The sequence below is a fragment of the Neobacillus rhizophilus genome, assembly GCF_018343535.1.
In the GTDB taxonomy this organism is placed as follows: Bacteria; Bacillota; Bacilli; order Bacillales; family Cytobacillaceae; genus Neobacillus; species Neobacillus rhizophilus.
Window position 1 is genome coordinate 461,188 of the sequence record NZ_JAGYPF010000002.1, and the last position, 26,985, is coordinate 488,172.

Below are 26,985 nucleotides of genomic sequence, written 5' to 3' on the forward strand. Positions count from 1 at the left end.
TAGTATTAATCTTTGTCATTGTTTCCTTTATCTTCATTTGTCCATGCTGTTTCCGGCCAGTTTATCATGTTTTTGAATGTCTACCATTTGGTCAAAGGATTTCTTCTTTATTTACACTCAAAAGAATATTCGCTTGTAAGATGATTATGTATTTCTAGTATGATTTCTCCATCGTTTTCATTGCATTGAGAACTTAGTGTACTTATTTCTTTGGTATTAAAATAACTAGAGCTAATAATAAAAAAAGAGGCTACTAGTAAAAGTGTAATGACAATCGATAACATACCTATAAAATACCTATTTTTAAATAAATACAGCCTTAAACTCTCCCTTCTAATCACCAATAAAGAAAATATTTTGAAGTAAACAGACAAAAAACTCGGGATCTTGAATGGGGCAGTCTTCTTCAATTTCTAAATATGTTTTAAACATTTCGGTTGTTTTCATTTTCCATCTCGCCACTTCTTTACCTTGATGATAGAATCTTACCCAATCCATTACTTCTTTTTTCATAGTAAATTCATGTGATTGACTTATAATGAGGAATTCAGGTGCAATTTTTTGCCAAGTTTTATAGGTGATTTGGAACACCTCGTTGGTTTTACAGTTGAAAACTTGATAATATGGATGCCCAACCCACTTTGTTGTCTTTTTGCACTGATAAACTAGATCTCTATCGTTGGAATAAACATCAATTTGAACATGCCAATCAATATTCCATATATAGGATACAATTCTCGTTAAGTTACTTTTGTAGGTTCTTTTAAATCTACATACCACATTCCCGTGTTGGTTGAGTACATCAACCAATTTAGTGGAATCTTTGATTTTGGGAGGTGAATAGGTGTACTTCTGCACTTGAATATCCCTTCATTATTTATTTGGTAGTATTTTCATATAATTATACGGAAATCTTATAGAATAGTTTCAAAAAATAATGATGCATGGGGACGGTTCTCGTGCATCATTTCGATCCATTGGGCTGAGAAAGTGGTTATCCTTTTTTAATCAAATGTTTATTTATGTGACAAATATTTTAGGAGTGGATGCTGAATTTCCCTACTAATACCAAGCTTTTAGGCAATTATAATTAAATGTTAGTGTAATTGATTTGCTGTTTTGTTTGATGAAAATTGTCAGTTTCCCGGGAAAAGTTGGTGGCGGTTCAGAAATAAAGACACATCTCAACATTTTTTTCACCTGGTTGGGAGTAATAATATGATTAGCTCCATGTTTTTGCTGTTTTTAACCAAACGATGATTTAAACGAATGTGGGCTAAAGTTTATGGGAATTTCAGTCTTAAGAACCGGTATATGCTTCGCTAGTTGAATTGTCAGTGAAAATAAGAGAAAACATAATGATCTTTTTGGGGAGATTACCATTTATTTGGATATACTTCCCGATTTGGTGTGGTTACTTTCCTTTTTTATGATTTTACTTTCATAAAAAATAAAACTGTTGAAATTATTAAAAAAATATTTCATAATATAGAAAACGCATACAATAACTAGCCTGTTTATTAATGATTAAAAATTTACCATTTTTAATTAAACTTAGTAAACGTAACGGCCTTTTAAAGATGAGGGATTTCATTTGTTCGCAAATGGGAGCCGCCATCTTTAAAAGGCCTTTTTATTTTTATGCGTTATGTTTGTCTAAGGGTCTTACCCTCAAGCTCGCGTATTCAAAACTAGCAATTTAAAAAAGAGGTGCTAAACATATAGAACTATATAAGAAAACTATTAACGGCAATGAGATTCAGATTGGCGAGTTGAGACTGATTGAGCTAATACCAGGAGTCTCAATGGAAGAGGTCGCCCCAAAAAAGAGCAGATTTTATTGAACAAATAGGAGATGAATAAATGAAGATACGTTCAGTTGATATTTATATATTAGATATACCAACAGTTAGACCGCATCAGTTATCAATGCATACGATTACAGCACAATCGATTGTTGTGGCCCGGATTACGAATGAAGGTGGTCTGGAAGGATGGGCAGAGGTAGCGACAATTGGCGGTGCTTCTTATGGGGAAGGGACACCGGAAGCAATCAAGGCTAATATTGATCAATATATCACTCCACATTTACTTGGCAGGAATCCGAATGATTTTTCTAAAATCATGTTTGAGGTTTCGAAGGCAGTTAGAGGGAACCATTTTGCAAAAGCAGTGGTTGAAGAGGCGATGATCGATTTGGCAGCAAAAAGTAAAAACATTCCGGCTTATGAGCTGTTAGGTGGAAAAATCCATGATTCCCTGCCACTGGCATGGACGTTAGCCAGCGGGGACACAGGAAGAGATATTGAAGAAGCAAAAGAATTATTACAGCAAAAACGCCACAAAATTTTTAAATTAAAAATTGGTAAAGGCGATCCATATAAAAATGTGGAACATGTTTTGAAAATCATTGCGGCGGTAGGTGATCAGGCCCGTGTGACTGTGGACGTCAACCAGGCTTGGGATGAAACAATCGCAAATTACTGTATTGAGGCATTGCAGGATGGTGGAGTTTCCATGGTGGAACAGCCGCTGCCAACTTGGAATTACGAGGGCATGGCTCGGTTAACCGAGCGGTTTAAAGTTCCAATCATGGCAGATGAATCAGCCAATTCAGTTCATGATGTATTTCAAATTACCAAGCATCGCTATGGGAATTGCATCGCTCTTAAACCGTGCAAGCATGGCGGGTTAATGGAAACTAAAAAGGTGGCGGCCATTGCGGAAGGCTCAGGATTTGGCTTGTATGGCGGTACCATGATTGAATCCAGTCTTGGGTCTGCTGCCTGTGCAGCAGTTTATGCAACGATTTCAGAATTTGAATTCGGTACAGAAATCTTTGGTCCATTGTTGTTCAAGGATCGCATTACCGTAAACGATCTCCAATTTGAAAACTTTGAAGTGATTATACCAGACGGACCAGGGTTTGGGATGGAAATCGATTTAGATAAAGTGAGGCATTACGCAAGGGATTATTCCTATAGTTTAAGCTGATTTTCCAATGATTGTCCTTGGTTTATACTATCTTACTCTTGAAAGGATGTTGAGTAATGGGAATGCCAACAGTATTTATTTCTGCTTATGCAAAAGCACCGCAAAATACACCCATGTATGAGAATAATAAGCAGATCGGAATTATGCTTGAGATTCATAAACAAAATCATATTATCGTGAATGCAGATGCTACCTTTATTACGGATTTGGCAAAAGACTATTTAAAGCGTATTGTCATTGGAACTGATTTTAGCAAGGATATTAGTTCCTTGCTTAAGGAGATCGAGCAGGATTTTTTAATTCAATCTCAAGGAGCTTTGATTGTTGCGCTAAAAGTTGCCCGCCAAAAATATCACGATAATTATTTACAAAATTAACTATATCTTCTGGGATATTCAAAGCTTTTAAATTATGTATTGAATTATTAGAAAATTGGTGTAAAATAGAATTATTAAAATCATTATTGCCTATTCATTAGCTATTAAAAAAATAACCTTTTTTAATATAAACTAGTGAACTATCTGGCTATCTTAAACAACTACTATTAAGTTTTTAATAGTAATGTTTAGGATAGCCATTTTTATTTCAGTAATGTAACCGCTTTAAATTAAATTATTTGAAAAAAGGAGTGTATCTATGGAAAAAACACAAGTAAGTCGACCTTGGATTATTGTATTTATCGCTTGTTTTCTAGGCCTCATCGTAGATGGAATGGATATACAAATGCTCTCATTAACTCTTCCAAGTTTAATGGAAGAATTTCAAATTACAAAAGCAGCTGCAGGGTTTATCAGTACATTATCCTTAATTGGCATGGCAGTTGGAGGAATTGTAGGCGGCTGGTTATCTGACCGATTTGGCCGGGTGAAAATGGCGGTCTATATGATGGTGCTTTTCTCTGTTGGTACGGCATTCCTAGGGCTTGCTCAAACTTACGAGCAATTCCTAGCCATTCGTTTTATCTCTGCCATTGGAATAGGGGCAGAATATTCTATAGTTATGATGCTAATGGCCGAATATGTACCAACAAAAAAAAGAACGACGATATTAGGATCATTACAAGCAGCTTATTCAGTGGGATATTTAGTGGCAGCCCTGTTAGCAAATGCGATCTTGCCAATTTACGGTTGGAGGCCGCTTTTCTTCATATCGATAATACCAGTTGTTTTGGCAATTTATATAAGACGGAAGATTCCTGAACCCCAAGGATGGGTTGAAGCAAAGCAACAACCTAAAAAGATTAAGAAAAACGAATGGGTAGCCATCTTTAAAGAACCAAAAGTAAGATCTATTTTTATCTTCTGGATTTTTACTTCAACCTTTTTACAGTTTGGTTTTTATGGTGTAGGAACATGGCTTCCAACGTATCTTGTAGAGGATTTAGGTTTCGATTTTAAAAAGATGACAGGATATCTTGTTGGAACCTATACGGCATTAATTTTTGGCAAGATTCTTGCCGGCTGGTTAGCAGATTTAATAGGTCGTCGTGCTGTATATGCAATTGGCGGGTTATCTACTGCGATTTTCTTGCCATTCCTTATCATGTATCATACACCAGGCAATATCATTATATTACTTACCATTTTTGGATTCCTTTATGGAACACCCTATGGGGTGAATGGTACGTACATGAGTGAAAGTTTCCCTACACACATTCGTGGAACGGCTAGTGGAGGAGCGTATAACATTGGGCGGTTTGGTGCCGCGATCGCGCCTGTCAGCATAGGTATTATTTCACAAGCTCAATCAATTGGATTTGGTTTAGCCACACTTGGAATAGCTTATGCAATAGCAGGGATTATTCCAGCTTTATTTATCCGAGAAAAAATGTATGACCCATATCAAAATAACAACTCTGTAGAACAAATTGAAAATAGTGCCAAAAATTATTCTGCGTGAAACTAGAGCTTATTTCTTTCGGAGTAACGTTCTAGAAAACAAGAAAACCGCCCCGCGTAGGAAGCAAAAGGTGGTTCTCAGAAATAAATATATTGTAACAACCACCACCCTGACGGTAGAGGTTTTAGTGAGAAGTGTTAGCAGCACTTCTCTTTTTTAGCTAATAGGAAAGTATAAATTCAACTACGCCTCTGTCTTCGTCCTATCGGACTCGCCAATCGGCGAGTTTTCATTTATTATATATTCCATTTTACGATATATCTTTCCCCTTGATGATCATTGTTGAAAGATAGTACGATAAACCGAATATGATAATCGAAATGAATAAGATTGGATGAAAATGGATCTCAGAGACCCCCGATGTCTCCCGAATGGTGATGATGAAAGTGATCAAGGCTATAGGAATAATCATTCCTGCTCGTTTGAAAAACATTCCAAACGGCAAATAAATCGAGCTAAAAAATAGGAACAGAAAAAACATGGTGATCCATAATTCGAATGTAAAAAATTCCATTTCTCGATCAATCATAAAGGCAATGAATGTTGTAACGATTGTCGCGAGGAAAAACCAAATAACCACAAGAAGATAGATTGCCCCAATATATTCTTTTTTTGTAATGGGTAAGCTAAAAATGGTCCGTTGGACTTTTTCGTGTTTTTTTGGATTAAGGGAAATGCTAGATAGCCCAAATGTTAAATAAAAAATCCACATATAATAAGGATGCATGAAATTCGGGCTGGCTAGGAACGCAAGTACAAATACTGCTGGGATGAACATGATCACTTCCCAAATTTTGATACTTCTTATGTTCAGCCTTATTACATTAAGCATATCCAGTCCCCTTTACAAATCTTTTTTCTCAAAAATAGCTACTGACAATCTATAAGAAGCGAATGTAATCAGCATGCTTACAAGAATAAATAAAAAGTAGAATAAGAGGTTCTCGATCAGAAACAGCTCCCACTGTAAAGGCAGACTATTTTCATCATACATAACTGTCGAGAAAGTCATTCCAAAAAAGGCCAGCGCAGGAATAACCATCGTGATTCCTGCCGCCACTTGATAGTTAAATAAAAAATATAGAGGATAGAAAACAGAAATGATGATGAATGCTAGACAAAGCGATAAGACCAAACTGAGAATGGTTCCCCAACCGAGAATATTATTCGTCGATATTAAAATAAGTGAAGCAATCGTTCCGTAACTGATTAGGCTGATCCCCCACCACATGAATGCGGCGCAGTATTTTCCTTGTACTAGTTTTTTTCTTGTGACCGGCAGGCTCGACAGCAGCTTTAGCCCCAGTCTGTTTGATGCAGCCGTACCGAAGTTGGAATAAATAGAGAGCCAAATGGCAACATACGTAACATAAACAACGATATAGTTAGCGCCATTTAAAGATATCGAATAGAAAGGCATGATAAATATCAATGGAAAAAGAAAACCAAATAATCTTTGCGTATATAAATCTTTTAAAAGTAACTGTTTCATGACGTAATCCCCTTTACCGTGTAATACATGATATCTTCGAGCGTCGGCCGTTCAAGTTGAACACCTTGGGGAAGAAGGGGGGCGACATTGTGTACATCGGTAATGAGGGCCTCAATACTTACATCTGTTTTTCTCATACCTACCGGATTGAGGCTTTGGATCTCCCCGGCAAGCTCACTCGGCCCTTTCACAATCTTGTAATCTTCAAAAATAGCATCCTTTTCCTTACTGAAAATGATTTCTCCATTATTCATAAACGTGATGAAATCAGCGACCTGCTCTAAATCGGTGGTAATATGGGTAGAAAAAAAGACCGATTTCTTGTCGTCTTGGATGATTTCTAGCAGAATATCAAGCAATTCTCTTCTGAAAACGGGGTCAAGCCCTGCCGTTGGTTCATCCAAAATAATCAGTTCAGGATGATGAGCTAGCGCAACCGCAATCGCAAACTTCATTTTCATCCCTTTAGATAAGTGTTTAAGTTTCATCTTTAGTGGAAGATGGAATTTTTTTGTATAGCTATAAAATGTTTCGTCATCCCAGTGCTTGTAAAAAGGTGCAATAATCCGCTTGTTTTTCTCCAGCGAAAACTCTTCATAAAAATGACTTTCATCGTATACAAAGCCGATCCGTTGCTTAATATCTTTCGTGTTTTCCTGGTGAGTCATTCCAAACAATTTAATTTCACCCGAGTCGATCTTGGCTAAGTCCATCAAGCAGCGAATCAACGTGCTCTTTCCGGCTCCGTTTGGTCCAATCAATCCCATAATATAGCCTTTTTTGAAATCGAATGAAAGATTGCTCAGTTGAAAATCTTTAAGTCCCTTGGAGACGCCGTTTACTTCCATAATATTTTCCATTGGTTAGTCACTCCTCGTATAGCAGTTTAAGCATTTGCATTAATTCATCCACATTAATATTAAAAGCCTTGCTATGCTCGATGATTTCACTTAGCTTCTCTTCAATTAGCTTTAGTTGTTTTTCCTTTAGCAGCTCGTGATTTTGGGATGCAACAAAGGAACCTTTTCCAGGAAAGGTTTCAATAAACCCTTCCTTTTCCAATTCATCGTATGCCCTTTTTGTTGTAATCACACTGATCTGTAGATCCTTTGCTAGTTTGCGGATAGAAGGGAGGGTTGTTTTCTCCGCCAGTTCTCCCCGCAAAATCTGCTCCTTGATCTGTTCTTTGATTTGGTTATAAATGGGCTGATCGTTACTATTAGAAATGATGATATTCATTTGAACACCTGCAATTTTTATTAATCATACTGTTCATAATGATTATATACAGTATAAACAGATTTGTCAATTGATGGAAGGGTGTAAATGCCAAATCATAATAAAAACAAAAAGGAGAACACATATTATCACCAAAGGGCTAAAAAATAACCAGTTTCCTTCTTACTAGAAATTAACAAACCTAATATTAACTAGCAAAAAGGGTCAAATTGGATTCTTTTTAATAAGTAAAATATGCGTTTGCAGGATCTAGTTTTTTAAAGGAATATTCACAAGTTTATTAGTTGATATTTACTAAATTGGAAACGAATTGTAGAATAGAATATGGACATAAATTGTTAGACTGTTCCAAAGAGTTGAAATTTTGCTTCTTCTAACAATTTGACAGGTCCCATACATATAAAAACGTACAACTGAGAGGAGGTTTGAAATGATTCGGTTTGATTCTGTAAATAAGTATTATGGAGACTTTCATGTTCTCCAAAATATTAATCTAGAAATTAATAAGGGGGAAGTGGTCGTTGTCATTGGACCTTCCGGGTCTGGGAAAAGTACGATGCTTCGCTGTATTAATCGGCTAGAAACAATCAGTGATGGAGAATTAATTGTTAACGGTGTAAAAGTAAATGACAAAAAAACAAACATCAATGAGTTAAGGCGAAATATCGGGATGGTATTTCAGCATTTTAATTTATATCCGCATAAAACTGTTCTTCAAAACATCACACTTGCCCCGACGATGGCTTTAAACCAATCAAAAGAGGAAGCTGAAAAAACAGCAAGATATTATCTTGAAAAAGTTGGTATACCAGATAAAGTGAACTCCTATCCATCACAGTTATCAGGGGGGCAGCAGCAAAGGGTTGCAATTGCAAGAGGACTTGCCATGAAGCCTGAAATTATGTTGTTTGATGAGCCTACTTCTGCTCTAGATCCAGAGATGATTGGTGAAGTGCTGGATGTTATGAAAGCGTTAGCAAAAGAAGGGATGACGATGGTAGTCGTTACCCATGAAATGGGATTTGCAAAAGAAGTTGCTGACCGCATTATATTTATGGACCACGGGCAAATTTTGGAACAGGGAAAACCGGCTGATTTTTACGCAAATCCGAAAGAAGAAAGAGCGCGTCTATTTCTCAGCCGTGTCTTAAATCATTAAACTTTAGGGGGATTTATATGTTTAAAAGTAAAGCAAGTAAGATTACTGGAATTCTTTTATTATCGGCTTCCATGCTCCTTTCAGCATGCGGCAAGAGCGATAAAGAAACGTCAGGCACTGCAGCAAAAAATGCTTTAGAGCAAATTAAGGAGAAAGACAAAATTGTAGTCGGTGTAAAATATGATACAAGATTATTTGGACTGAAGAACCCAAGTTCCGGCGAAGTAGAAGGTTTTGATATTGATATTTCAAAAGAGTTGGCAAAAGACATCCTTGGTGATGAGAAAAAGATTGAGTTTAAAGAGGTTACATCTAAAACCCGTATCCCGATGCTAAATAATGGCGATATTGATATGATCGTAGCAACCATGACCATTTCAGAGGAACGTAAAAAAGAGGTTGATTTCTCAGATGTCTACTTTCAAGCCGGCCAATCCCTGCTTGTCAAAAAAGGAAGCCCAATCAAAGGGCTGGAAGATTTAAAAAAGGGCACGAAGGTTTTGGCGGTTAAAGGTTCAACATCCGCTGTAAATATTCGTGAAAAGGCTCCAGAGACAACTGTATTGGAATTTGAAAACTATACGGAAGCTTTTACAGCGTTGAAGTCCGGACAAGGGGATGCGCTGACAACGGATGATTCGATTCTTTATGGAATGGTAGACCAGGATTCAAACTATGAGTTAGTCGGCGGTACTTTTACCGATGAGCCTTACGGAATTGCTGTTAAAAAAGGAAATAAAGAATTAGTCGATGCAATCAATAGCGCTTTAAAGAAGATGAAAGACAGCGGGAAGTATGACGAAATTAAAAATAAGTGGATCAAATCCAACTAAGTATCTATTGATATCAGGATGAGCCAACGTGCTCATCCTGATATTACTTCCAAGAAAAAGGGGGAGATCCAATATGATTGATTTTTCAATATTAATAAATAACCTGGATACATATTTAGAAGGATTTAAGAACACGATATTTGCAAGTATCATTGGCCTGGTCGGTAGTTTTATTATAGGTGTGATTGTAGCCGTTATGAGAATTGCTCCAATTAAGCCTTTAAATTGGATAGGCACTGTGTATGTTGAGTTTATTAGAAATATACCGCTTCTTATCATCGCCTTCTTCTTTTATGTCGGTCTTCCTGCAGTTGGCGTAACGCTTTCTGGATTTGTGGCAGGGACGATCGCCCTTTCCATTTATACGGCATCGTTTATAGCCGAAGCGATTCGAGCTGGCATACAATCTGTTCCGAAAGGGCAAATGGAGGCAGCAAGATCATCCGGTCTCACCTATGTGCAGGCGATGAGGACGATTATTTTGCCCCAAGCGATCAAAATCGTCATTCCTCCAATTGGCAATCAGTTTATTAATCTTGTAAAAAATTCATCTATTTTAGGAATCATTGCAGGACTTGATTTAATGTACTTTGGGGATATTGTTTCCTCCCATACATTCGTTACATTTGATGTGTACATTTTTGTTGCGCTGTTCTATCTTGTGTTAACCATACCATTAAGTCTCGGCGTTGGTTATTTGGAAAAACGCCTGGCTAGAAATCATTAAGGAGGGGAATTATGGATATCACAGGAGCTCTTTCAGCTGATCATTTAAAATTCCTCGCCGATGGTTTTTGGCTGACGTTATACGTTGCTTTTATTTCGATTGTGCTAAGTTTTATTATTGGAATTCTATTAGGAACATTGCGGTATGCCAAAATTCCGGTTGTCTCTAAGGTTGTGGCTGTGCTTGTTGAAACAATTAGGAATATGCCGCTTTTGCTTATCATTTTCTTTACCTTTTTCGCTCTCCCGGAAGTGGGAATCAAGCTTAGCGTTACGGTAGCGGCAATCTCGGCATTGACTGTGTTTGAATCTGCCATGCTTGCGGAGATTGTCAGGGGCGGTTTGAATTCCGTCGATAAAGGTCAAATAGAAGCGGCCCGTTCATCAGGATTAACGTACATCCAAACATTACGGACTATTGTTATGCCGCAAGCGTTAAGGAGAATGGTTCCTCCGATTGTCAGCCAATTTATCTCTCTATTGAAGGACACTTCACTCTGCGTCATAGTTGCCTTACCGGAGCTTATGCATAATGCTCAAATCATTTACGCACAAAACGTTAACTACATTATTCCTGTTTTTATCGTAGTCGCGCTCATGTACTTTATAGTTAACTATTGTCTATCATTAATTGCGCGCAGGCTGGAAAGCAGGCAAGCATAAAAGGGAAAAACATTTCCATTACCGATTTTCTTTGGATAAAAAGAAAATCGGTATCTTTTTCAAAAAGAATGAAGTTCCTAAGGATGGAACTATTTCTGAATTTAATTTAGCAAAAATAAACAGATAACTGATAAAGTAAATAAAAAAATGAAAGACAATGCTGCCTTCCATTTTTAAAAAATTAATCACAATTTACTTTTAGCTGACCTCAAGGAACTTCCCTCTGTTTGAGCCCTAAGAATTAACCGCCACATTTCCATCCTCATAGACTTCTTCAACATGTTCACGCTGCTCGATGATTTCTATAAACGGTTCGACAAATTGAGGGTCGAATTGCTTTCCGGAGCATGCTCTTAATTCCGCGATGCCTTCCTTAAATGTTTTTGTTTTTTGGTAGGGCCGTTCGGTTGTCATGGCGTCGAAGGAATCAATAATGCATAGAATCCTGGCTAATTTCGGTATAGATACTCCTTTTAGGCCATAAGGATAGCCATTCCCATCATATCGTTCATGATGGAGTTCGACTAAAGGAATTAAATCTTCCAGCTTCTTATTGGTCGAGATAATTTCCTTGCCCCAGGTTACATGCTTTTTCATCATTTCCCATTCATGGGGCTCAAGCTTTCCTTTTTTATTTAAAATATCCCGTGGAATCTCGAGCTTGCCAATATCATGAACGAGAGCGCCAAGGATCAGGTTCTTTCGTTCACTATCGGATAAGTTTAACTTGCGGGAAAAATCAACGGCATACTGGTACACCCGTTTACTGTGACGATAGGTATAGACATCCTTCGAAAGGAAAATTTTCAGCTGCTGCTCCGCTTCTTCGAGGTCCTTTTCGATCGAAAGGGAGTGCTGCACCGTATATTCGGAGTTCTCATTAAAGAGCTGGACCAGGTTTTTCCCTTGGTTCTTTGCGGAATACATGGCTTGGTCCGCTTGATTTAACAGCTGCGAAATACTATAGGTTTCCTTCGAGCATTCCGCGATTCCGGCTGAAAAGGATAGACAGCCATAGGCCAGTTTTTCAACCCCTTTAAAATGGGTATCATTGGTTTTCTTTCTAAGTTCATTGATAAAAGAATGGGCCCGATGAAGACTTGTCCTCGGCATGAGAAGGGAGAATTCTTCTCCGCCATAGCGAGCAACCGTATAGCTGTTCGATTTTGCTTCTTTTTCTAAAAGAGCACCAAACTCCTTCAGCAGCTGGTCTCCTTGGATGTGCCCAAAAATATCGTTATATTTTTTAAAATCATCAAGGTCAAGCAGCGCGACACTTAAAGGCTGCTCCGTATCCTTGGCAATCTTGACTTCTTTTTCCAGTAGTTCTTTGAAATATCCGTGATTATTTAGACCGGTTAAGTAATCTCTATTCGCTTTTTCAGAGATCTTTTTAAATAATTTAAAATGCTGTTGAAATGCTACCGATAGTAAAACGGTAATACAAGTAAATAGAAACAGGCCAAAGATAGGATTGGAACTCATTAAAGTAGCCAAAACTAGCGAAAGCATAAGAGTACTAACATAAGGGGCAATCGCCTCTTTAAGCATTCCTGTTAACACGTTCATTAGATTTTCATCTGCGACTAATAAAAAATAGATTCCTAGTAAAAGGATATTTACTGCAAAATAGACACTTAAAGAAACAGCATAAGGAATTAAATTACTCGGTTGAATCGAATCTGTTGTTCCACCCAAGTAAAGAAAGACATAATGAGCAGTTATAATCATTACAGTGTAAATCGAAAAATTATAAACATGTTTCCACCAAACCATTTTTCTTAGTGTGAACATAAAAATAACCGAATAGATTAATAAAACATATAGGGTTATATTTAAGCCAAATAAAAACAGGCTTGCCAAAAATACGGAAGAATCCATCGAAAGGGCATTACCCTTTGGCGGAAGAAGAATATTATAATGATTAAGCAGCAGGATGGCGCCAACTAATGCATAAATGGCAGTCCAGTCATGACTGCTGTAGTTTCTGAAGTCAATTGATACTAAAAATACGATGATGCTGGCTATGGAAACTAGGGAAATGTATCGATTAGCTGGAGTTTTAAACAGTCGCATTATTTTTCACTTCTCATATCGATAAATTTTTAAAAAGAGAAGTTATGCTGCATAACTTCCCTTCGGTAATAATTATTCACCAAATTTGAATCCAGATGTTAATGCAATAATAACGGAAGCAATAATGATTGCATTATAAAGTAAACCTGTGATTTTAAGACCTTGAGCTTTTTTCATCGTGTTTCACCTCCTTTCAAAGAATGGGAGGTGATTTCTCTATTTTTTTTATTTGGCTGGAGCATTAAATATTGGATAAAGAGAAACGCGCCAATATTCATCACTACATCGCCAATGCTAATGACCTGTGTACGAGGATAGGGTGGACCTAATGGTATGATATCGCCTAAAAACCCAAGTATAGTAGAGTCTGTTAATAGAATATGCTTCGCGTATAGACCGTCCTTAAGGGCTTGGATATACATGGGATCCAACACAGCCGCCGCTTCTTCTGAGACCGGCATTCTTCCCCCATTTACCACCATCACCAAAAAGTTTAAAAAAACACCGATAAAAATAATCATAAACCCTTTGTGGTTTCGGTTTAAGTATAAAAATAGCAAACCAATGATATAAACGACCATATAGATAGATTCACTGGCTTTTCCAAGAAATTTGATATCATTCTGATAGACAAAGGTAATGATTTGAACAATCAACAATAAAGGAAAAATCCAACCCCACTTAAGCTTTAACTGAGCCAGCCCCCTCAGATTCCCTTTCCGGATAAACCCAACAATCAAAGACAACAAAATCCCATCATAAACCATCTCTACTTGCCCACCTATATTCAATTTTTTATATCAATTAATTACACAATCTATGAAATTGAGGTAATATTTTCAATTATTATAGTAAAATATTCACCCAGCAAATTACAACAATTTTTTATAAATTTCAACAATAAATGTTGAAGCATGGGGACGGTTCTCGTGCATCATGTCTGCTTTCGAATTCTGAAATTTCCTGAAGTTCTAGAGAAGCATGGGGACGGTTCTCGTGCATCATATCTGCTTTCGAATTCTGAAATTTCCTGAAGTTCTAGAAATTTCGGCTGTTGGCAAGGTGAAATCCTTTATAACTTCTATACATTCATGCTAAGTATTTTAAACAAAAATACCTAATATACTATTACTTTAAAAGACCTATAATGGTATTAAATAGATGTTTTAATATAATTTTTGGGTTTTTATTCCTGAAAGTTATTTTTTTAGCAAATCAAAAAAAGCAGGTAGTAAAAAAATGAAGGAGAATGGTTATGGGCTTTTTTGATGGGTTAAAGAAAGATTTAGTTGAAGTGAATCAATTTCATTTAGAAAGAGAGATCTATGCGTTCTCTCGTGCATCATCGAAATGAAAAAGCCCGCTTTTCGACAAAGCGGGCCGTTAAGATGAGGAGCGTCACTCTACAAAATGTTTTTCGCTGTCAAAAACAGGTTCGCTGGTATTGGGCAAATACCAAAGTTTCTTTAGTTTGATGCCCTTTTCCGCAAACATTTCGGTTAATTCTTCCATAAAGATGCCGCGCGTGGGGTCACAGGAAGGGCTGCTTTGGATGCCAAGAATTCCTGCAATTTCATAGCCGTTTTTTATGTAATCCTCGGCTTGAGACAAAACAGGCTTCAGGATTTCACGGCAATGCTTTCGGTATTCCGGTGTATTATATTGCTCGTATGTCATCGACGGCCGGTCCAGTCCTAGAAAAGTAAATTCCGGACAGGGAAGCTGCAGCAATCCATAGCCTTGTTTCATGGCCCATTCTACTGCTGAAATAACCGCTCCCGCTGCTCTGGCCTCATCTGGAATGACGGTATTCTGGTTTAAAATACAATGGGAAACAATGAGTATCTGTTTGCTACGCTGCATTTCGGTTCTCCTTCTTTACCAGTTTTGCAAAATATGGAAGCTTTGTGACCATGAACATAACGAGCAGGCAGGTAATAATTTTATCGACAAAGTTGCCGGTAATTCTGGAAATAAACGTGGAAGCAAATACACTATCACCGGCAGCCCGGAGCCAGAGCACCACTACGTCCATCCCGCTGCCATTCAAACCGCCGAAAAGGGCAACAGCAATTGGCGTGCCGATTAATGGGGCCACGACCGATAAAATCAGTCCTGTTATAAGTGCAACGTACCATTTGGTGAAATCAAACCTTTTTGCTATATATCCTACCACTAATGCGATCGCTACATTCACAAGGCCGAAGAAAATAGCGGAACCCCCGGTTGTCACGCCGAGCACCACATTTGTTAAGGCGCCTGCCAGCGCTCCCCACCAAGGTCCGAATAAAACGGCAATTAGCACAGTGCCGATTGTATCCAGGAATAAAAGCGGAATTTTTAAAGATGAAACGACGGTACCTAAAATCACATTTAAGGCAATCCCCATCGCCGAATAGGTTAAAATCATCGTTTTACTGGTTTTCATAGCTTCTTCTCCCTTTTAAAAAACTATTTAAATAATAAATTGGCAAACTCTTTGATTAACGGTCGATTTTCTGCTTCCTTGAGGGTGGTAAAATAAAAGCTGCGCTGAATTGGATCGATATTTTCTACCATTTGGACGCGGCCAGCCTTTACTGCAGGAAGCGCAGCCAGTTTTGAAATAAAGCTGATTCCAAGCCCGGCTTCGACAGCGGCAATCACCCCCTCTGTGCTTCCAATGGATAACCCAATTTTTAAATCAGTTAATTCCAGCCCATGCCCGGCGAGAAATTCTTCCATTCTCTTTCTGGTGCCCGAACCGCTTTCTCTGACGACAAATTCATAGTGGTGCAGCTGGCTGAAATCCGCCTCCGCCGTATGGATGAGCGGGTGATGATTCGGCGTGATTAACACGAGCGAGTCATTTGTAAGCTGGCGGGAGCTTAATTTGGGAGAAGCAGGCTTCATCCCCACGATGGCGATATCCACTTGCTGGTCGAGCAGCTTCTTAAGGGAGTCTTCAGAATCATTGATATCGATGGATACCTCGACGTTTGGAAAATGATCACGAAAAGCCTTTACCAAACTGGGAACTAGGTATGTACCTGGAATCGTGCTGGCGCCAATTGTCAGGTTTCCGGTTAGGGTCTCTTGAAGTCCATGCAGATCATCCTCAAGTTTCTGCCATCTTCGTCGCAATTCCTTCGCTGCCTGGTAAACCAGGGTGCCTGCAGCCGTTGGCTGAATCCCCGACATCCCCCTGTCAAGCAGGGGGAGTCCAAGTTCATCTTCCAAGCTTTTAATTTTAAGGCTAATCGCAGGCTGGGAACTATTAAGAGCCGCTGCCGCCTCGGAAAAGCTTCCTTTCTCTACAACTAAAACAAAAGCATCAAGTTTATTTAAATTCATATGCTCGCTCCATCCGTATTAGCATTTTTTATATTTGTTATTTAAAAATTTTATATAGAAATTAAAAAAATAAATCTCTATCATGAACAGGATTATATTCTCATTTTAACCAATTCAAATAGGGATTTCTGGACAATATATGTAATTTTTGTGAAACCATGAGTGATGCATGGGGACGGTTCTCGTGCATCATAACCCGAGGCAAATGGAGGATACCAATGTAATTTCACCATCAACTGAAACAAAAGAACCGTCCCTATACATCTTATCAGAGCCGCTCGAGTCAAATTCAGTGGCACCTCTGCCATCTCAGGGCCATAGTATAATATACTAATTCCTAATATCTTAATTTTTAAAACTTTCTTAACATGGCACATACATCAACTTAATAATTAATTGATAGTATATATTCTGACATGTTTAGGAGGGTGATAGTTTTGGTTATGCTAAAAGGCAGAAAAATCATTAGCCTATTATCATTAATGATTCTTTCTGTGATTCTGTTTTGCGGTAATCCCCGAGGGGTAGAAGCGCACATGAATACGGTTGGCTTTTCCGATATTGAAATACATGACAAGACCATCGAATACCAATTATACCTTGATCCAAGTGAAGTAGCTCAATGGGTAGATGCGCAATCGAAAAGAGTTTTTGTTATTGGTGAACCATCACAAAACGAAGCTTCTAGACCGGAGGTAAGCTGGACGGAGGAGGACCTCAAGCCTTTCATCCATGAATTCTTAACTGTAACTAACAATGGAGAAACTGCAGAACCTAGTATTAAGGGGATATCCATGGCCGAGCGAAAAGATGGCCCAACTGTTCTCATTGATATGAATTATGTATTTTCGGAGCCCGTTGATACATACGAAATAGATTACAAGTTCTTTTTTGATCAGTTTGACGCTCTTCATCAAAACTTTGCGACTATACATATAGGCGATACGGAAGTGGAGAAGGTTTTTAACAAAGATGACCGTACTGTATCCGGTCATGTTGCAAGTGTATCTTCAGGGACCATTACAACGGAAATCACCATTCCAAGCTGGCTGAATACGATGTGGGAATATGTCAAGCTAGGAGTCGAACATATTTGGACAGGGTATGATCATTTATTGTTTGTAGCCGCTCTTGTTATATTACAACAACCATTGAAGAACTATATCAAAATCCTAACGGCATTTACGATTGGTCACAGTATTACCCTTGCGATTGCAGCGCTGGATGTTCTCAGGATACCGGCAAGCTTCATTGAACCATTAATCGCACTAAGTATCGTTTACATTGCGATTGAAAATATTTGGATCAAGAAGCTTAAGTGGCGCTGGCTTTTAGCTCTTGGTTTTGGACTTATTCATGGATTCGGCTTTGCCCAGATTCTTCAAGGCGCACTGGGTGATCATTATATTTTATCCTTATTCTCCTTTAACCTGGGGGTTGAAATCGGCCAGATCATTGTCGCAGCGGTTCTGCTGCCGCTTTTAATCCTTGTCAGCCGGCGGAAATGGTATCGTCAGGCCGCCTTTTGTGTGTCAGGAGGTATTGCCATAATCGGTCTGTATTGGTTGATTGAGCGAACATTGTTTTAGACTATTGATAGAGAAACCAGAATGTCATTTATGATAAACCACTCTCATTTATTATATAAAACGAATCTACCACCCGCCTTCAAGCAACATCAGAAGACTTGGGTGGTATTTTGCTTTCTATTAGCAGTGAATGTAGATTGTTCATCATTGAGGTTTCCGATTGTTGTGAGTTGCGGATATAACATGCTTAGACATTATTCGACAAAACTAATTGAAAAGTACTGGATAAATTTTACTAGTTTTACAACAAAATTACAATTAATTAAAGAATTATTACACTTTTCATACAATTTTCTTAATCTTCAATTGATATATTTTATTGGGGTGTCAAAAATGTCACCTTATTGGTTTTTTAGAAGAAAAGGAGGGGAATTTATCGTAATCTGACTTTTATAGAAAAGATTCATAGATTTTTTAAAAACGTAAGGGAAAGAGGGGAGAGGCCTTGAAGAAAAAGATGAAGAAGATGAGAAAGCAGCGAAACCGTTTGCTTTCATCGCTATCCATCATGGCGATGTCTGTAAGTTTGTTCTCACCACAAGCATTAGCAATCGAAACTAATCGGGTGATTCCAGAACTCAACCAGGGACCGGGAGAAACTGGGACACCGACGGATCAAGCGCCAGGAGAAAGTAAGGCGTCAACAGAACAGGAAGGAACAGGGGCAGCAACTGAACCGGTACCAGGAGAAAGTGGAGCACCAACTGAAACCGTGCCAGGAGAAGGCGGTGCACCAACTGACCAAAAGCCAGCAGAACAAGAGGTACAATCAAATTCTGCCCCACAAATCAATCATACGGCAGTGACGAACTTGGAACAACCGGAAGATATCAGCATCACAGCAAAAATTGCCGACGATGGAGCCATCACGGAAGCAAATGTTTTTTACAAAACGAATAAGGATACAGATTTTAAAAAGATGGCCATGACGGCTGGGATCGTTGATGGGAATGGATTTACAGACTTTACGGTCAATATTCCGCAATCTGCCCTAGAGGGGGCTGCTAGCCTTCAGTATTATATTGAGGCATCGGATGGGGTGAATGTTACCCGGAATCCTGCTGAACCAAGTGAATTATATACGGTTCAAATTGGTGAAGAAGTAGGAGGCGAAGGGCCTTATTTGCAAATCACTGAAGTCTTGTTTAACTCCTTGGATTATAGTTCAACAATGGGCGAGTCCTACGAATACATTGAACTTTATAATAACTCCAATCGCCCTATTCCTCTAAATCAATATAAGCTTAGATATGGAAATTGGGCGAATCCTTCACTTAATGAGTTTGAGATTCCAGGTGATCGCATTCTGCAACCGGGTGAAACGATTGTCCTTTGGAACCAAAAAACGAACCAAGATGCGACGATTCAAGATTTTATCGCGAACTATCGTGGAATCATTTCCGAGAATCAGATTGCTATTTTAGAACCTTTTTATGGATTTGTTAATACCGGTGGACACCATTTTACCTTAATGACCAAAACAGGAGAAATTGTTTCGAAGGTTACTTATAATATGCAAGGAAGTTCTACTGATAAATCGGATGATCAAAATGGCAAAAGTGCTATTTATAAAGCCGAACCATCTGGTGATCCACTCATGACGAAGATTGCTAGTAAAGTCTCGCCAACACCAGGTACGGTTTTGCCTGAGCAAATGCCGGATAAGAAAGTACAGCTTCCTGAGGACTTTTTAAAGCCAATCATTCAACATATGATTCCAACGGGTTCTACTAAGGTGCAGGATTTACCTATTACTGCCTATGTGACAGATGACCAAAATGTAAAGGGTGCAACTTTATTTTATAAGAAAAAAGAAGACGAAACCTTCAAATCAACTCCGATGACTTCCGGTACGGATGGCCAATATCATGCCGTCATTCCTAAAGAGGCGCTGGAAGGGACATCAAAGCTCCAATACTATATTGAAGCGACAGATGGTTTGAATGTGGGAACTACATTGGATACAGAAGGAAAATTGTTCGAGATTCAGCTTTTTAAGTCGGACAAGCAGGTTGAATCCAGTCTGTTGATTACCGAGATTGTTCCTGCGAATGTTGGTACGGAGAAGTACGAGTATGTAGAGGTTTACAATAATACAAACAAAGAGATCAATCTAGAAGATTATAAACTTCTTTTTGAAAATCGAGGCGGTGCTTCAACGCTGATCGATATTCCAACTGATTTTATCTTACCAGCTCAGGAAACAGCCGTTGTCTGGCTTCAATCCTATGACAGTAAGAATGAAGGTATTGCCCAATTCAAAGCTCACTATGGTACAAAAATTGCTGACAGCAAGGTACTGCCTGTTTATTGGAGTGGCCTTGGCCTGCCGGATGCCGAAGAGGGCAGAATACTGATTGCTGCCGATGCCGCTTATCCTGTTTCACATGCAGATAAGGGGATCATTTCACAAGCATGGTTCAGTGTAACACAGGACGATGCCATTGATGGAAAAAGTGTTGTCTATGAGTACCCAAAGGATGGAAGTAACCGGATGTTCTTAAGAGGCTCTGGTCAACAGCCAACACCAGGTGTTCTGGTAAATGCCCAAGTGCCGGATGTGCCGGTGGAAGTGGCCGCAGACGAAGTGAGTCCAGTCATATCCCATCAGCCTTCAACAGCTGCTCAGGAGATAAAGGATTTTACATTGGAAACGAATGTAACCGATAACCAATCTATTAAGCAAGTAAACTTGTATCTTAAACGTAACGGTGCAAGCGAGTATACACGTGTGAATATGCTCCGTTCGGATGATGGAAAGTATATTTCTGAACTCATTCCGCGTTACCAAATTATGAATGCAGAATCTATTGAATACTATTTCACGGCGACGGATGGGTTCAATGCTGTATCTACTCTGGATCATGGCGGTAAGCCTTATAAACGTACCTTTGCTGGTCAGACGGAGCCATTGGTGTTAAACATTAAGGATGGTGAATACCTGCGTGGAACTGAGCTTTTGGAGGGGCGCAGCAAGACAGCTGATCATCAGTTAAGTATGTCGATAGATGGTCAAGTCCTTGAAACGCAGCCGTCTATGCCTGAAGATGCTTATATTTCATTTGAAGCACAAGATATGCAAGCCTCCTTCAATAACGGGCTATTTGTTAATGATGAACTTGCCTCGATTATGCCGGGTGTGACCAATTATAAATCTGCAATACTGCCATTACCAAAGGAAATGATAAAACCGGGTGTGAACAAAATAACCTTGACCTCAGGGAATGGAAAGGATCCTAAAGGGTTGGAAGGAAATAACGATGATTACCATTTGCAAAATGTAGAAATCCTTCTTTGGAATGGAGAGAAACCAGCGATTACTGCTCAAATTCAATCGGATACCGGGAAGTTAACACCGGTTGCGGATCCGAAGGCAAGAATCACCATTAAGGATGCATTGCCGCAGATCCACTATACGATTGATATTCCTGCTGCTGCCTTCCCGGCTGTTGCAAAAAAAATGGATACGACAACGTTAGCAGATGGAGAGCATCAGCTGCAGCTTACCAGTGCAAATGGTGAATCGATTTCGAAAAAAGTGGTGGTAGATAACACGGCACCTACTATCGAAACTCTTTCTATTGAAGACGGAAAATCCTATAAAGAGCAAGTGAGCTTAAGTGTGGTAGCAACAGATGCAGGTTCCGGAGTAGAGACCATCACTGCCTTATTGGATGGAAAAACGGTAGAGCTTCCTTTCTCTCCCATTTTGGAAGCTGGTACACATACGTTAGAAGTGAGTGTAACAGATAAAGCAGGAAATGTAACAACGAAAAAAGTGTCCTTTACGATGATTAACCATAATCCGGATCAGCCAAGCGAAGCAAAGCCTTCAGGTGATTCGAAGGTAAATGGCAAAGCGGATCTTAGTGTCAAAGTGACTGACCCAGATGGTGATGCACTGGATGTTGGTTTTTACAAAGCATATAAATATGACTTTGCTGGGGATTCACAAATCTCTGCTTATTCCAACAAGACTGACCGCGAGCCGCCATTAGAATTAGTTCCTTCCGGAGAGGAAGCTTTCCCTAAAGAGGCCATTGCAAAGGTAAAAGAGAAAGATGGCCAGTATTTCGTGAACGATACAAATGGTGAATTTCCATATCACCGATTCGATTTTACAATCGATAAAGAACTCTCGCCAAATGATGAAGTCGAGGTCGTATGGAATGGTCATTCCCATGAAGGCCGCCAAGTAACGATGTATACATGGAATTATAAGACAGAAAAATGGGAAAGGGCTACATCTGGAATTGGCAATGAGGACTTTGAATTAAGAGCGAAAGTAAATGCAGGGGACATGGTGCGCGATAATGTGGTGCATGTGTTAATTCAAGATTTATTCCCATCACCAGAAGATGTAGATTTCACCTTTGCATGGGTGAGTGATACCCAATATTATGCAGACGCCTATCCAGACATTTATCGAACCATGATGAAATATCTGGTAGATCAAAAGGATGAAAAGAAAATCATCTATTCGATTCATACAGGGGATATTGTAGACGATTGGTACCGTCCGGACGAATGGGCTGTTGCCGATGAAAGTATGAAACTGCTTGATGATGCGGGTATGAACTACGGGGTAGTTGCCGGAAACCATGACGTTAACTTCTCTGAAGCGGATTACTCCGAGTATTACAAGTATTTCGGCAGAGATCGATTTGAGAAGCAGCCAACGTATGGCGGTGACAACCACAACAACCGTGACCATTATGATCTTGTTTCTCAAAATGGCCAGGATTTCATCGTTATGTATTTAGGCTGGGATGTTCAAGGGGAAACCATTAAGTGGGCGAATGAGGTTCTGCAAAAATATCCTGATCGTCAAGCCATTATCGCCACTCATTCTTACATTACGCCAAGCGGTGCCTATGGAGGGGACGGCCAGAAGATTTGGACTGACATCGTCGCTCCAAATAAGAATGTATCTATGGTCCTTTGCGGCCACTATCATGGAGTTGCCTATAATGTAAAGCATACGGATGATGGCAGAACGGTAGTTGAAATGTTGTCCGATTATCAGTCTGGATTAGAAGGCGGCAGCGGATATATGCGTTTCCTTCAATTTGACCTTGATAATCAAAAAATTCATGTCAATACGTATTCGCCATACAAGGATGACGAAAACTTCTTTGACGAACCAGGCAAAGACGAATTTGACATTGATTACCAAGTAAGACCTACCGCTAAACAAGTGGCCACTGATTATATTGGTGTTAATGTTTATACAGATGAACAAATCGGCACAAGTGAGAACATCCAAAGCGGATCGGCTGCTAGTGTGGAGTGGAAGAAGCTTCCTGGAAATAGCTTCAGCAGCTGGTATACGAAGGTGACCGATAAATTTGGTGGTACAGCCGTGTCGGATGTCTGGAGATTTAAGACGGGGGCACCGGTAGATAGACCTGGAAATGAGAGGAAGAATAATTAGGGGGTCAGACCCCCACTCGGTTAAAGCGTTAAAGTGTAAGGGTTGTGCGAAGAGCACAGCCCTATTTTTTGTTGTTGAAATTCATCGAACTATCATGTAATGACTGGGACGGTTCGAGACCACTGAAAAACACTCCTTACCGTGCCTTCTTAAAGACCAACTGTCTAGGGGAAGGCAAAAATGTCTTTAATAAGCCTTCTATTCTGCCCGTGAGCCCAAGAAAAGATGAGTACCGGTAAAAATAAGCGGTCTATTTTGCCCGTGAGCCCAAGAAAAGATGAGTACCGGTAAAAATAAGTGGTCTATTTTGCCCGTGAGCCCAAGAAAAGATGAGCACCGGTAAAAATAAGCGGTCTATTTTGCCCGTGAGCCCAAGAAAAGATGAGCACCGGTAAAAATAAGTGGTCTATTCTGCCCGTGAGCCCAAGAAAAGATGAGTACCGGTAAAAATAAGTGGTCTATTCTGCCAGTGAGCCCAAGAAAAGATGAGCACCGGTAAAAATAAGTGGTCTATTTTGCCCGTGAGCCCAAGAAAAGATGAGCACCGGTAAAAATAAGTGGTCTATTCTGCCCGTGAGCCCAAGAAAAGATGAGTACCGGTAAAAATAAGCGGTCTATTTTGCCCGTGAGCCCAAGAAAAGATGAGCATTGGTAAAAATAAGCAGTCTATTTTGCCCGTGAGCCCAAGAAAAGATGAGCACTGGTAAAAATAAGCGGTGCATTTTACCCGTGAGTTCAAGAAAAGTAACGCTCCAGCTTATTAGGATCATTTTTCAGTGGCTTCGGACGGTTCTCGTGCTTCATCGTACATTTGGTTGGCTTTCTTTCACTTTTACAGTCCGACTGCATCCCGAAAGGGCTGTGTTTTTCCAAACTGCTTTTAGATCATTCGCCATTAAAAAAGCCTCAATCCTTGTGTCCTAGTCGCAAACTACCAAAGAAAGCAGAGTCAAGGTATCAGAGAAGCACAAATTCAGGGATAAACCAAGGTTCCTTTTCAAAAAAAAGGTTAGCTTCCACTGATGATATCATTCAGCAGAACTCTAACCTGAAATTATTTGATTCTTTCTTTTATCTTGTATTGTTTGATTTTACTATATAGGCTTACCCTCGATATCCCCAATATTTTGGCCGCTGCACTTTTATTGCCATAGGTTTCTTTCAGCACTTCCTCAATTCTTTCCTTCTCTAACAGTGCCTTTTCCTTTGCCAACCCTTCCTTGTCTTCTTTTTTATTTACTGAGGCAGGGAAGATAGTGATGATATCTTCCGCATAAATAGTCGTTTTATCCGTAAAAATGACTATTCTTTCTACGACGTTTTTCAGTTCTCTCACATTTCCGGGCCACGAGTAGTTCATAAACATTTCCATCGCACTGTCAGCAAGAGAAGGCATCTCTTTTTGATATTTTGTCACATATTCTTGAACAAAGTTTTTCACTAATAGAGGGAGATCCTCTTTTCTTTCCCGGAGCGGAGGTATGGTTAGGGTAACTACATTTAAACGATAGTAAAGGTCCTCACGGAAGGTACCTTGTTTCACCATGTCCTCTAGATCACTGTTTGTGGCGGCAACAATGCGGATATTCACTTTTATAGGCTTATTTCCGCCGATGCGACAAACTTCCCTTTCTTGAAGAACTCTTAATAATTTTACCTGCATATCGAGCGGCAGCATGCCGATTTCATCAAGGTTTGGCGGTTCTCGTGGTTCTGGTACAAATGACAAAACAGGTTCTGTATTTAACATGATTCGTTGGACAAGTCCTCGCGTGATCAAAGAAAACTTTGCACCAACTGTAGTAGTGGCTTATCCGTTTATGGATGCGGAATAATTTAAAATGTAAAAAGAGGGTGAAATATTTTGTTTCATCCTCTTTTTATTTTACTAGATTTGTGAAGAGGGGGAGCGTTCATTTATCTTGTAATGAAACAAAAGATGCTTCCCAAGTTTCCCCCAAGTCTGTGATCCTTTTTCAAAAAATGGCCCCCAGGCTTTTCGAAAACAATCCTCACGGGCATTTAGCTAGATAATAAAAAAGGGGGAATGAAAAAGATTGTCTTAATAATAGCACCCCTTTAGTTGAATATCGGTTGGTGTTGATGTAATATTCAGATTATTATAAGCCATGGGGACGGTTCTTCTGCCTCACAATGAGGCAAGAGAACCGTCCCCATGCATCACTAAAAAGAGAGGGTAAGTGGGAGAGCAGATGGGTTTACCAGGAAAATTAGATGAAAATGTTCCTTTACAGTCTACTAGGAAAAGGAAATCTTTTCTCCACGATATTAATAGTCAAAATCTATCGTCAGGTCTGATTTCCAGCACATTGCTTATGACGGGACCGGCGTTAATTATTTTGCAGGCTGCATCGGCCGGCCACTTTACGAATGAGCAAACGATTACCTGGATGTTTGCCGCCAATTTTTTCCCCGGTGTAGTTGGCGTTTTGATGGCTCTTCTTTTTCGAAAGCCAATCACCGGCGGCCATTCCATCACGGGAGTGGCTTTCCTCGCAACGGTTACGGCTCATTTTACATTTCCGGAACTTATCGGCGGATATGTGTTGTCGGGCCTTACGATCTTGATCGTTGGCGTGTCAGGACTTTTTACAAAAATTATCAAATGGGTGCCGAAGGAAGTGATATCGGCGATGCTGGCAGGATTGGTGACTGGATATGTGGTGAAACTGATCCCGGCCATTCAAGAAATGCCTGTGGTCGGGGTGGCGGCCTTGGTCAGCTTTTTTGTATGTACCAAATACAGCAAGCGGATTCCTGCAGTCATGGCAGCAGTCGCAGCGGCGTTTGTGGCCCTTTTTTTAACACAGGATCTCAACTTGGGTTCGAAGGGAATCCCTTTTTCCTTACCGTCCTTGCATGCTCCGGAATTCTCCTGGATGGGGGTATTGACCTTGGCCCTCCCGCTTGCGATGTTAGTCCTTAGCAATGATGCGGCACCGGGAATAGGCGCCCTGGAAAGCGAGGACTATGACCCGCCCATCCGTAAAATTGTCACCATTAGCGGTGTGTTTTCAAGCATCACGGGGTTTTTTGGCGGCCATTGCGCGAACATCGCCGGCATGATGACAGCGATATGTGCTGGACCTGATTCCGGCGAAAAATCAAAGCGATATGCCGGGTCGGTTTTGTCAGGGATTTTCGTGATGTTATTTGGTATTTTTGCTTGGAAAATCGTCCCTTTCATCCAATCCTTGCCGCAGGCATTTGTATCGCTGCTGGCCGGCTTTGCGTTAATTGGGGTACTGCATTCCAGTTTGCAGCAGGGGTTTTCCGGAAACCGCCACCGCTTAAGTGCATTAGCTGCGTTTCTCATCGCTCTGTCGCAAGTCTCCTTCCTCCACATCAGCGCGCCTGTTTGGGCACTCATATTTGGCGCTGTGATTGCGAAGACAGTTGAAAAATAAGGTGAGGCAGAGGGACGGTTCTTTTGCCTCATTTTGGGGACAAGAGAACCGTCGATGTGGAATCTATAGCCAAACAGCAAGGCGGAGAGCCTATCCTAGGTATTTTTTTGAGGTGATTTC

General features: G+C 39.8%; 21 protein-coding genes. 10 read left to right on the top strand and 11 right to left on the bottom strand.

Annotation, left to right across the window (positions count from 1 at the left end; all coding sequences use genetic code 11):
- Positions 1 to 333: 333 nt before the first annotated feature.
- On the bottom strand, positions 334 to 858 hold the full coding sequence (locus KHA99_RS10150) for a tubby C-terminal domain-like protein (RefSeq protein ID WP_213117331.1): 525 nt from the start codon (positions 856 to 858) through the stop codon (positions 334 to 336).
- Positions 859 to 1,863: 1,005 nt separating this feature from the next.
- On the opposite strand from KHA99_RS10150, the gene KHA99_RS10155 reads away from it, so the two are divergent.
- The 3 genes from KHA99_RS10155 to KHA99_RS10165 all read left to right on the top strand — a co-directional run bounded on the left by KHA99_RS10155 (position 1,864) and on the right by KHA99_RS10165 (position 4,893).
- Complete coding sequence (locus KHA99_RS10155; protein ID WP_213117332.1) at positions 1,864 to 2,994, top strand: muconate cycloisomerase family protein; 1,131 nt, start codon at positions 1,864 to 1,866, stop codon at positions 2,992 to 2,994.
- Positions 2,995 to 3,050: 56 nt separating this feature from the next.
- Entirely contained in the window at positions 3,051 to 3,371 is a 321-nt protein-coding gene (locus tag KHA99_RS10160; protein WP_213117333.1) for a DUF3870 domain-containing protein, read from the top strand.
- Between the two features lie 259 nt (positions 3,372 to 3,630).
- Positions 3,631 to 4,893: an MFS transporter gene (locus KHA99_RS10165; protein WP_213117334.1), complete on the top strand. Its 1,263-nt coding sequence runs from the start codon at positions 3,631 to 3,633 to the stop codon at positions 4,891 to 4,893.
- Positions 4,894 to 5,143: 250 nt separating this feature from the next.
- Here KHA99_RS10165 and KHA99_RS10170 read toward each other — a convergent pair whose 3' ends face one another.
- The 4 genes from KHA99_RS10170 to KHA99_RS10185 are packed head-to-tail and all read right to left on the bottom strand — an operon-like array spanning position 5,144 to position 7,624.
- Positions 5,144 to 5,725 carry an ABC-2 transporter permease gene (locus KHA99_RS10170; protein WP_213117335.1) on the bottom strand — a complete coding sequence of 194 codons (582 nt, stop codon included), beginning with the start codon at positions 5,723 to 5,725 and terminating at the stop codon, positions 5,144 to 5,146.
- Between the two features lie 12 nt (positions 5,726 to 5,737).
- Complete coding sequence (locus KHA99_RS10175) at positions 5,738 to 6,385, bottom strand: ABC-2 transporter permease (protein WP_213117336.1); 648 nt, start codon at positions 6,383 to 6,385, stop codon at positions 5,738 to 5,740.
- On the bottom strand, positions 6,382 to 7,245 hold the full coding sequence (locus KHA99_RS10180) for an ABC transporter ATP-binding protein (RefSeq protein WP_213117337.1): 864 nt from the start codon (positions 7,243 to 7,245) through the stop codon (positions 6,382 to 6,384). Before KHA99_RS10180 ends, KHA99_RS10175 begins: the two co-directional genes overlap by 4 nt.
- A gap of 7 nt (positions 7,246 to 7,252) precedes the next feature.
- Positions 7,253 to 7,624 (bottom strand): GntR family transcriptional regulator, encoded by a 372-nt coding sequence (locus tag KHA99_RS10185; RefSeq protein ID WP_213117338.1) that lies wholly within the window; start codon positions 7,622 to 7,624, stop codon positions 7,253 to 7,255.
- Positions 7,625 to 8,054: 430 nt separating this feature from the next.
- On the opposite strand from KHA99_RS10185, the gene KHA99_RS10190 reads away from it, so the two are divergent.
- The 4 genes from KHA99_RS10190 to KHA99_RS10205 all read left to right on the top strand — a co-directional run bounded on the left by KHA99_RS10190 (position 8,055) and on the right by KHA99_RS10205 (position 11,005).
- Entirely contained in the window at positions 8,055 to 8,783 is a 729-nt protein-coding gene (locus tag KHA99_RS10190) for an amino acid ABC transporter ATP-binding protein (RefSeq protein WP_213117339.1), read from the top strand.
- 17 nt (positions 8,784 to 8,800) lie between these two features.
- Positions 8,801 to 9,616 carry a transporter substrate-binding domain-containing protein gene (locus KHA99_RS10195; RefSeq protein WP_213117340.1) on the top strand — a complete coding sequence of 272 codons (816 nt, stop codon included), beginning with the start codon at positions 8,801 to 8,803 and terminating at the stop codon, positions 9,614 to 9,616.
- A gap of 73 nt (positions 9,617 to 9,689) precedes the next feature.
- The gene (locus tag KHA99_RS10200) at positions 9,690 to 10,343 is read left to right on the top strand and encodes an amino acid ABC transporter permease (RefSeq protein ID WP_213117341.1); all 654 of its coding nucleotides are present in this window, start codon (positions 9,690 to 9,692) and stop codon (positions 10,341 to 10,343) included.
- 11 nt (positions 10,344 to 10,354) lie between these two features.
- Complete coding sequence (locus tag KHA99_RS10205; RefSeq protein WP_213117342.1) at positions 10,355 to 11,005, top strand: amino acid ABC transporter permease; 651 nt, start codon at positions 10,355 to 10,357, stop codon at positions 11,003 to 11,005.
- 234 nt (positions 11,006 to 11,239) lie between these two features.
- On the opposite strand, the gene KHA99_RS10210 is transcribed toward KHA99_RS10205, so the two are convergent.
- The 5 genes from KHA99_RS10210 to KHA99_RS10230 form a co-directional block, all read right to left on the bottom strand.
- Positions 11,240 to 13,081, bottom strand: coding sequence for a bifunctional diguanylate cyclase/phosphohydrolase (locus KHA99_RS10210; protein ID WP_213117343.1), 1,842 nt, complete (start codon positions 13,079 to 13,081; stop codon positions 11,240 to 11,242).
- Positions 13,082 to 13,254: 173 nt separating this feature from the next.
- Positions 13,255 to 13,848 (bottom strand): DUF5317 domain-containing protein, encoded by a 594-nt coding sequence (locus KHA99_RS10215; protein WP_213117344.1) that lies wholly within the window; start codon positions 13,846 to 13,848, stop codon positions 13,255 to 13,257.
- A 631-nt stretch (positions 13,849 to 14,479) separates the two neighbouring features.
- Positions 14,480 to 14,944 carry a CD3072 family TudS-related putative desulfidase gene (locus KHA99_RS10220; RefSeq protein WP_213117345.1) on the bottom strand — a complete coding sequence of 155 codons (465 nt, stop codon included), beginning with the start codon at positions 14,942 to 14,944 and terminating at the stop codon, positions 14,480 to 14,482.
- Entirely contained in the window at positions 14,934 to 15,509 is a 576-nt protein-coding gene (locus KHA99_RS10225; RefSeq protein WP_213117346.1) for a CD3073 family putative ECF transporter S component, read from the bottom strand. The genes KHA99_RS10220 and KHA99_RS10225 overlap by 11 nt, the downstream gene beginning before the upstream one ends.
- A 23-nt stretch (positions 15,510 to 15,532) precedes the next feature.
- On the bottom strand, positions 15,533 to 16,414 hold the full coding sequence (locus KHA99_RS10230) for a selenium metabolism-associated LysR family transcriptional regulator (protein WP_213117347.1): 882 nt from the start codon (positions 16,412 to 16,414) through the stop codon (positions 15,533 to 15,535).
- A 443-nt stretch (positions 16,415 to 16,857) separates the two neighbouring features.
- Here KHA99_RS10230 and KHA99_RS10235 point away from each other — a divergent pair, with 443 nt between their 5' ends.
- Both KHA99_RS10235 and KHA99_RS10240 read left to right on the top strand, forming a co-directional pair.
- Complete coding sequence (locus KHA99_RS10235; protein ID WP_249366643.1) at positions 16,858 to 18,003, top strand: HupE/UreJ family protein; 1,146 nt, start codon at positions 16,858 to 16,860, stop codon at positions 18,001 to 18,003.
- 445 nt (positions 18,004 to 18,448) lie between these two features.
- A complete protein-coding gene (locus KHA99_RS10240; protein WP_213117349.1) occupies positions 18,449 to 23,437 on the top strand; it encodes a lamin tail domain-containing protein in 4,989 nt (1,662 codons plus the stop codon).
- Between the two features lie 1,054 nt (positions 23,438 to 24,491).
- Here the strand turns inward: KHA99_RS10240 and KHA99_RS10245 are convergent.
- Complete coding sequence (locus KHA99_RS10245; protein WP_213117350.1) at positions 24,492 to 25,187, bottom strand: sigma 54-interacting transcriptional regulator; 696 nt, start codon at positions 25,185 to 25,187, stop codon at positions 24,492 to 24,494.
- A gap of 463 nt (positions 25,188 to 25,650) precedes the next feature.
- On the opposite strand from KHA99_RS10245, the gene KHA99_RS10250 reads away from it, so the two are divergent.
- On the top strand, positions 25,651 to 26,865 hold the full coding sequence (locus KHA99_RS10250; protein WP_213117351.1) for a benzoate/H(+) symporter BenE family transporter: 1,215 nt from the start codon (positions 25,651 to 25,653) through the stop codon (positions 26,863 to 26,865).
- Positions 26,866 to 26,985: the final 120 nt, after the last annotated feature.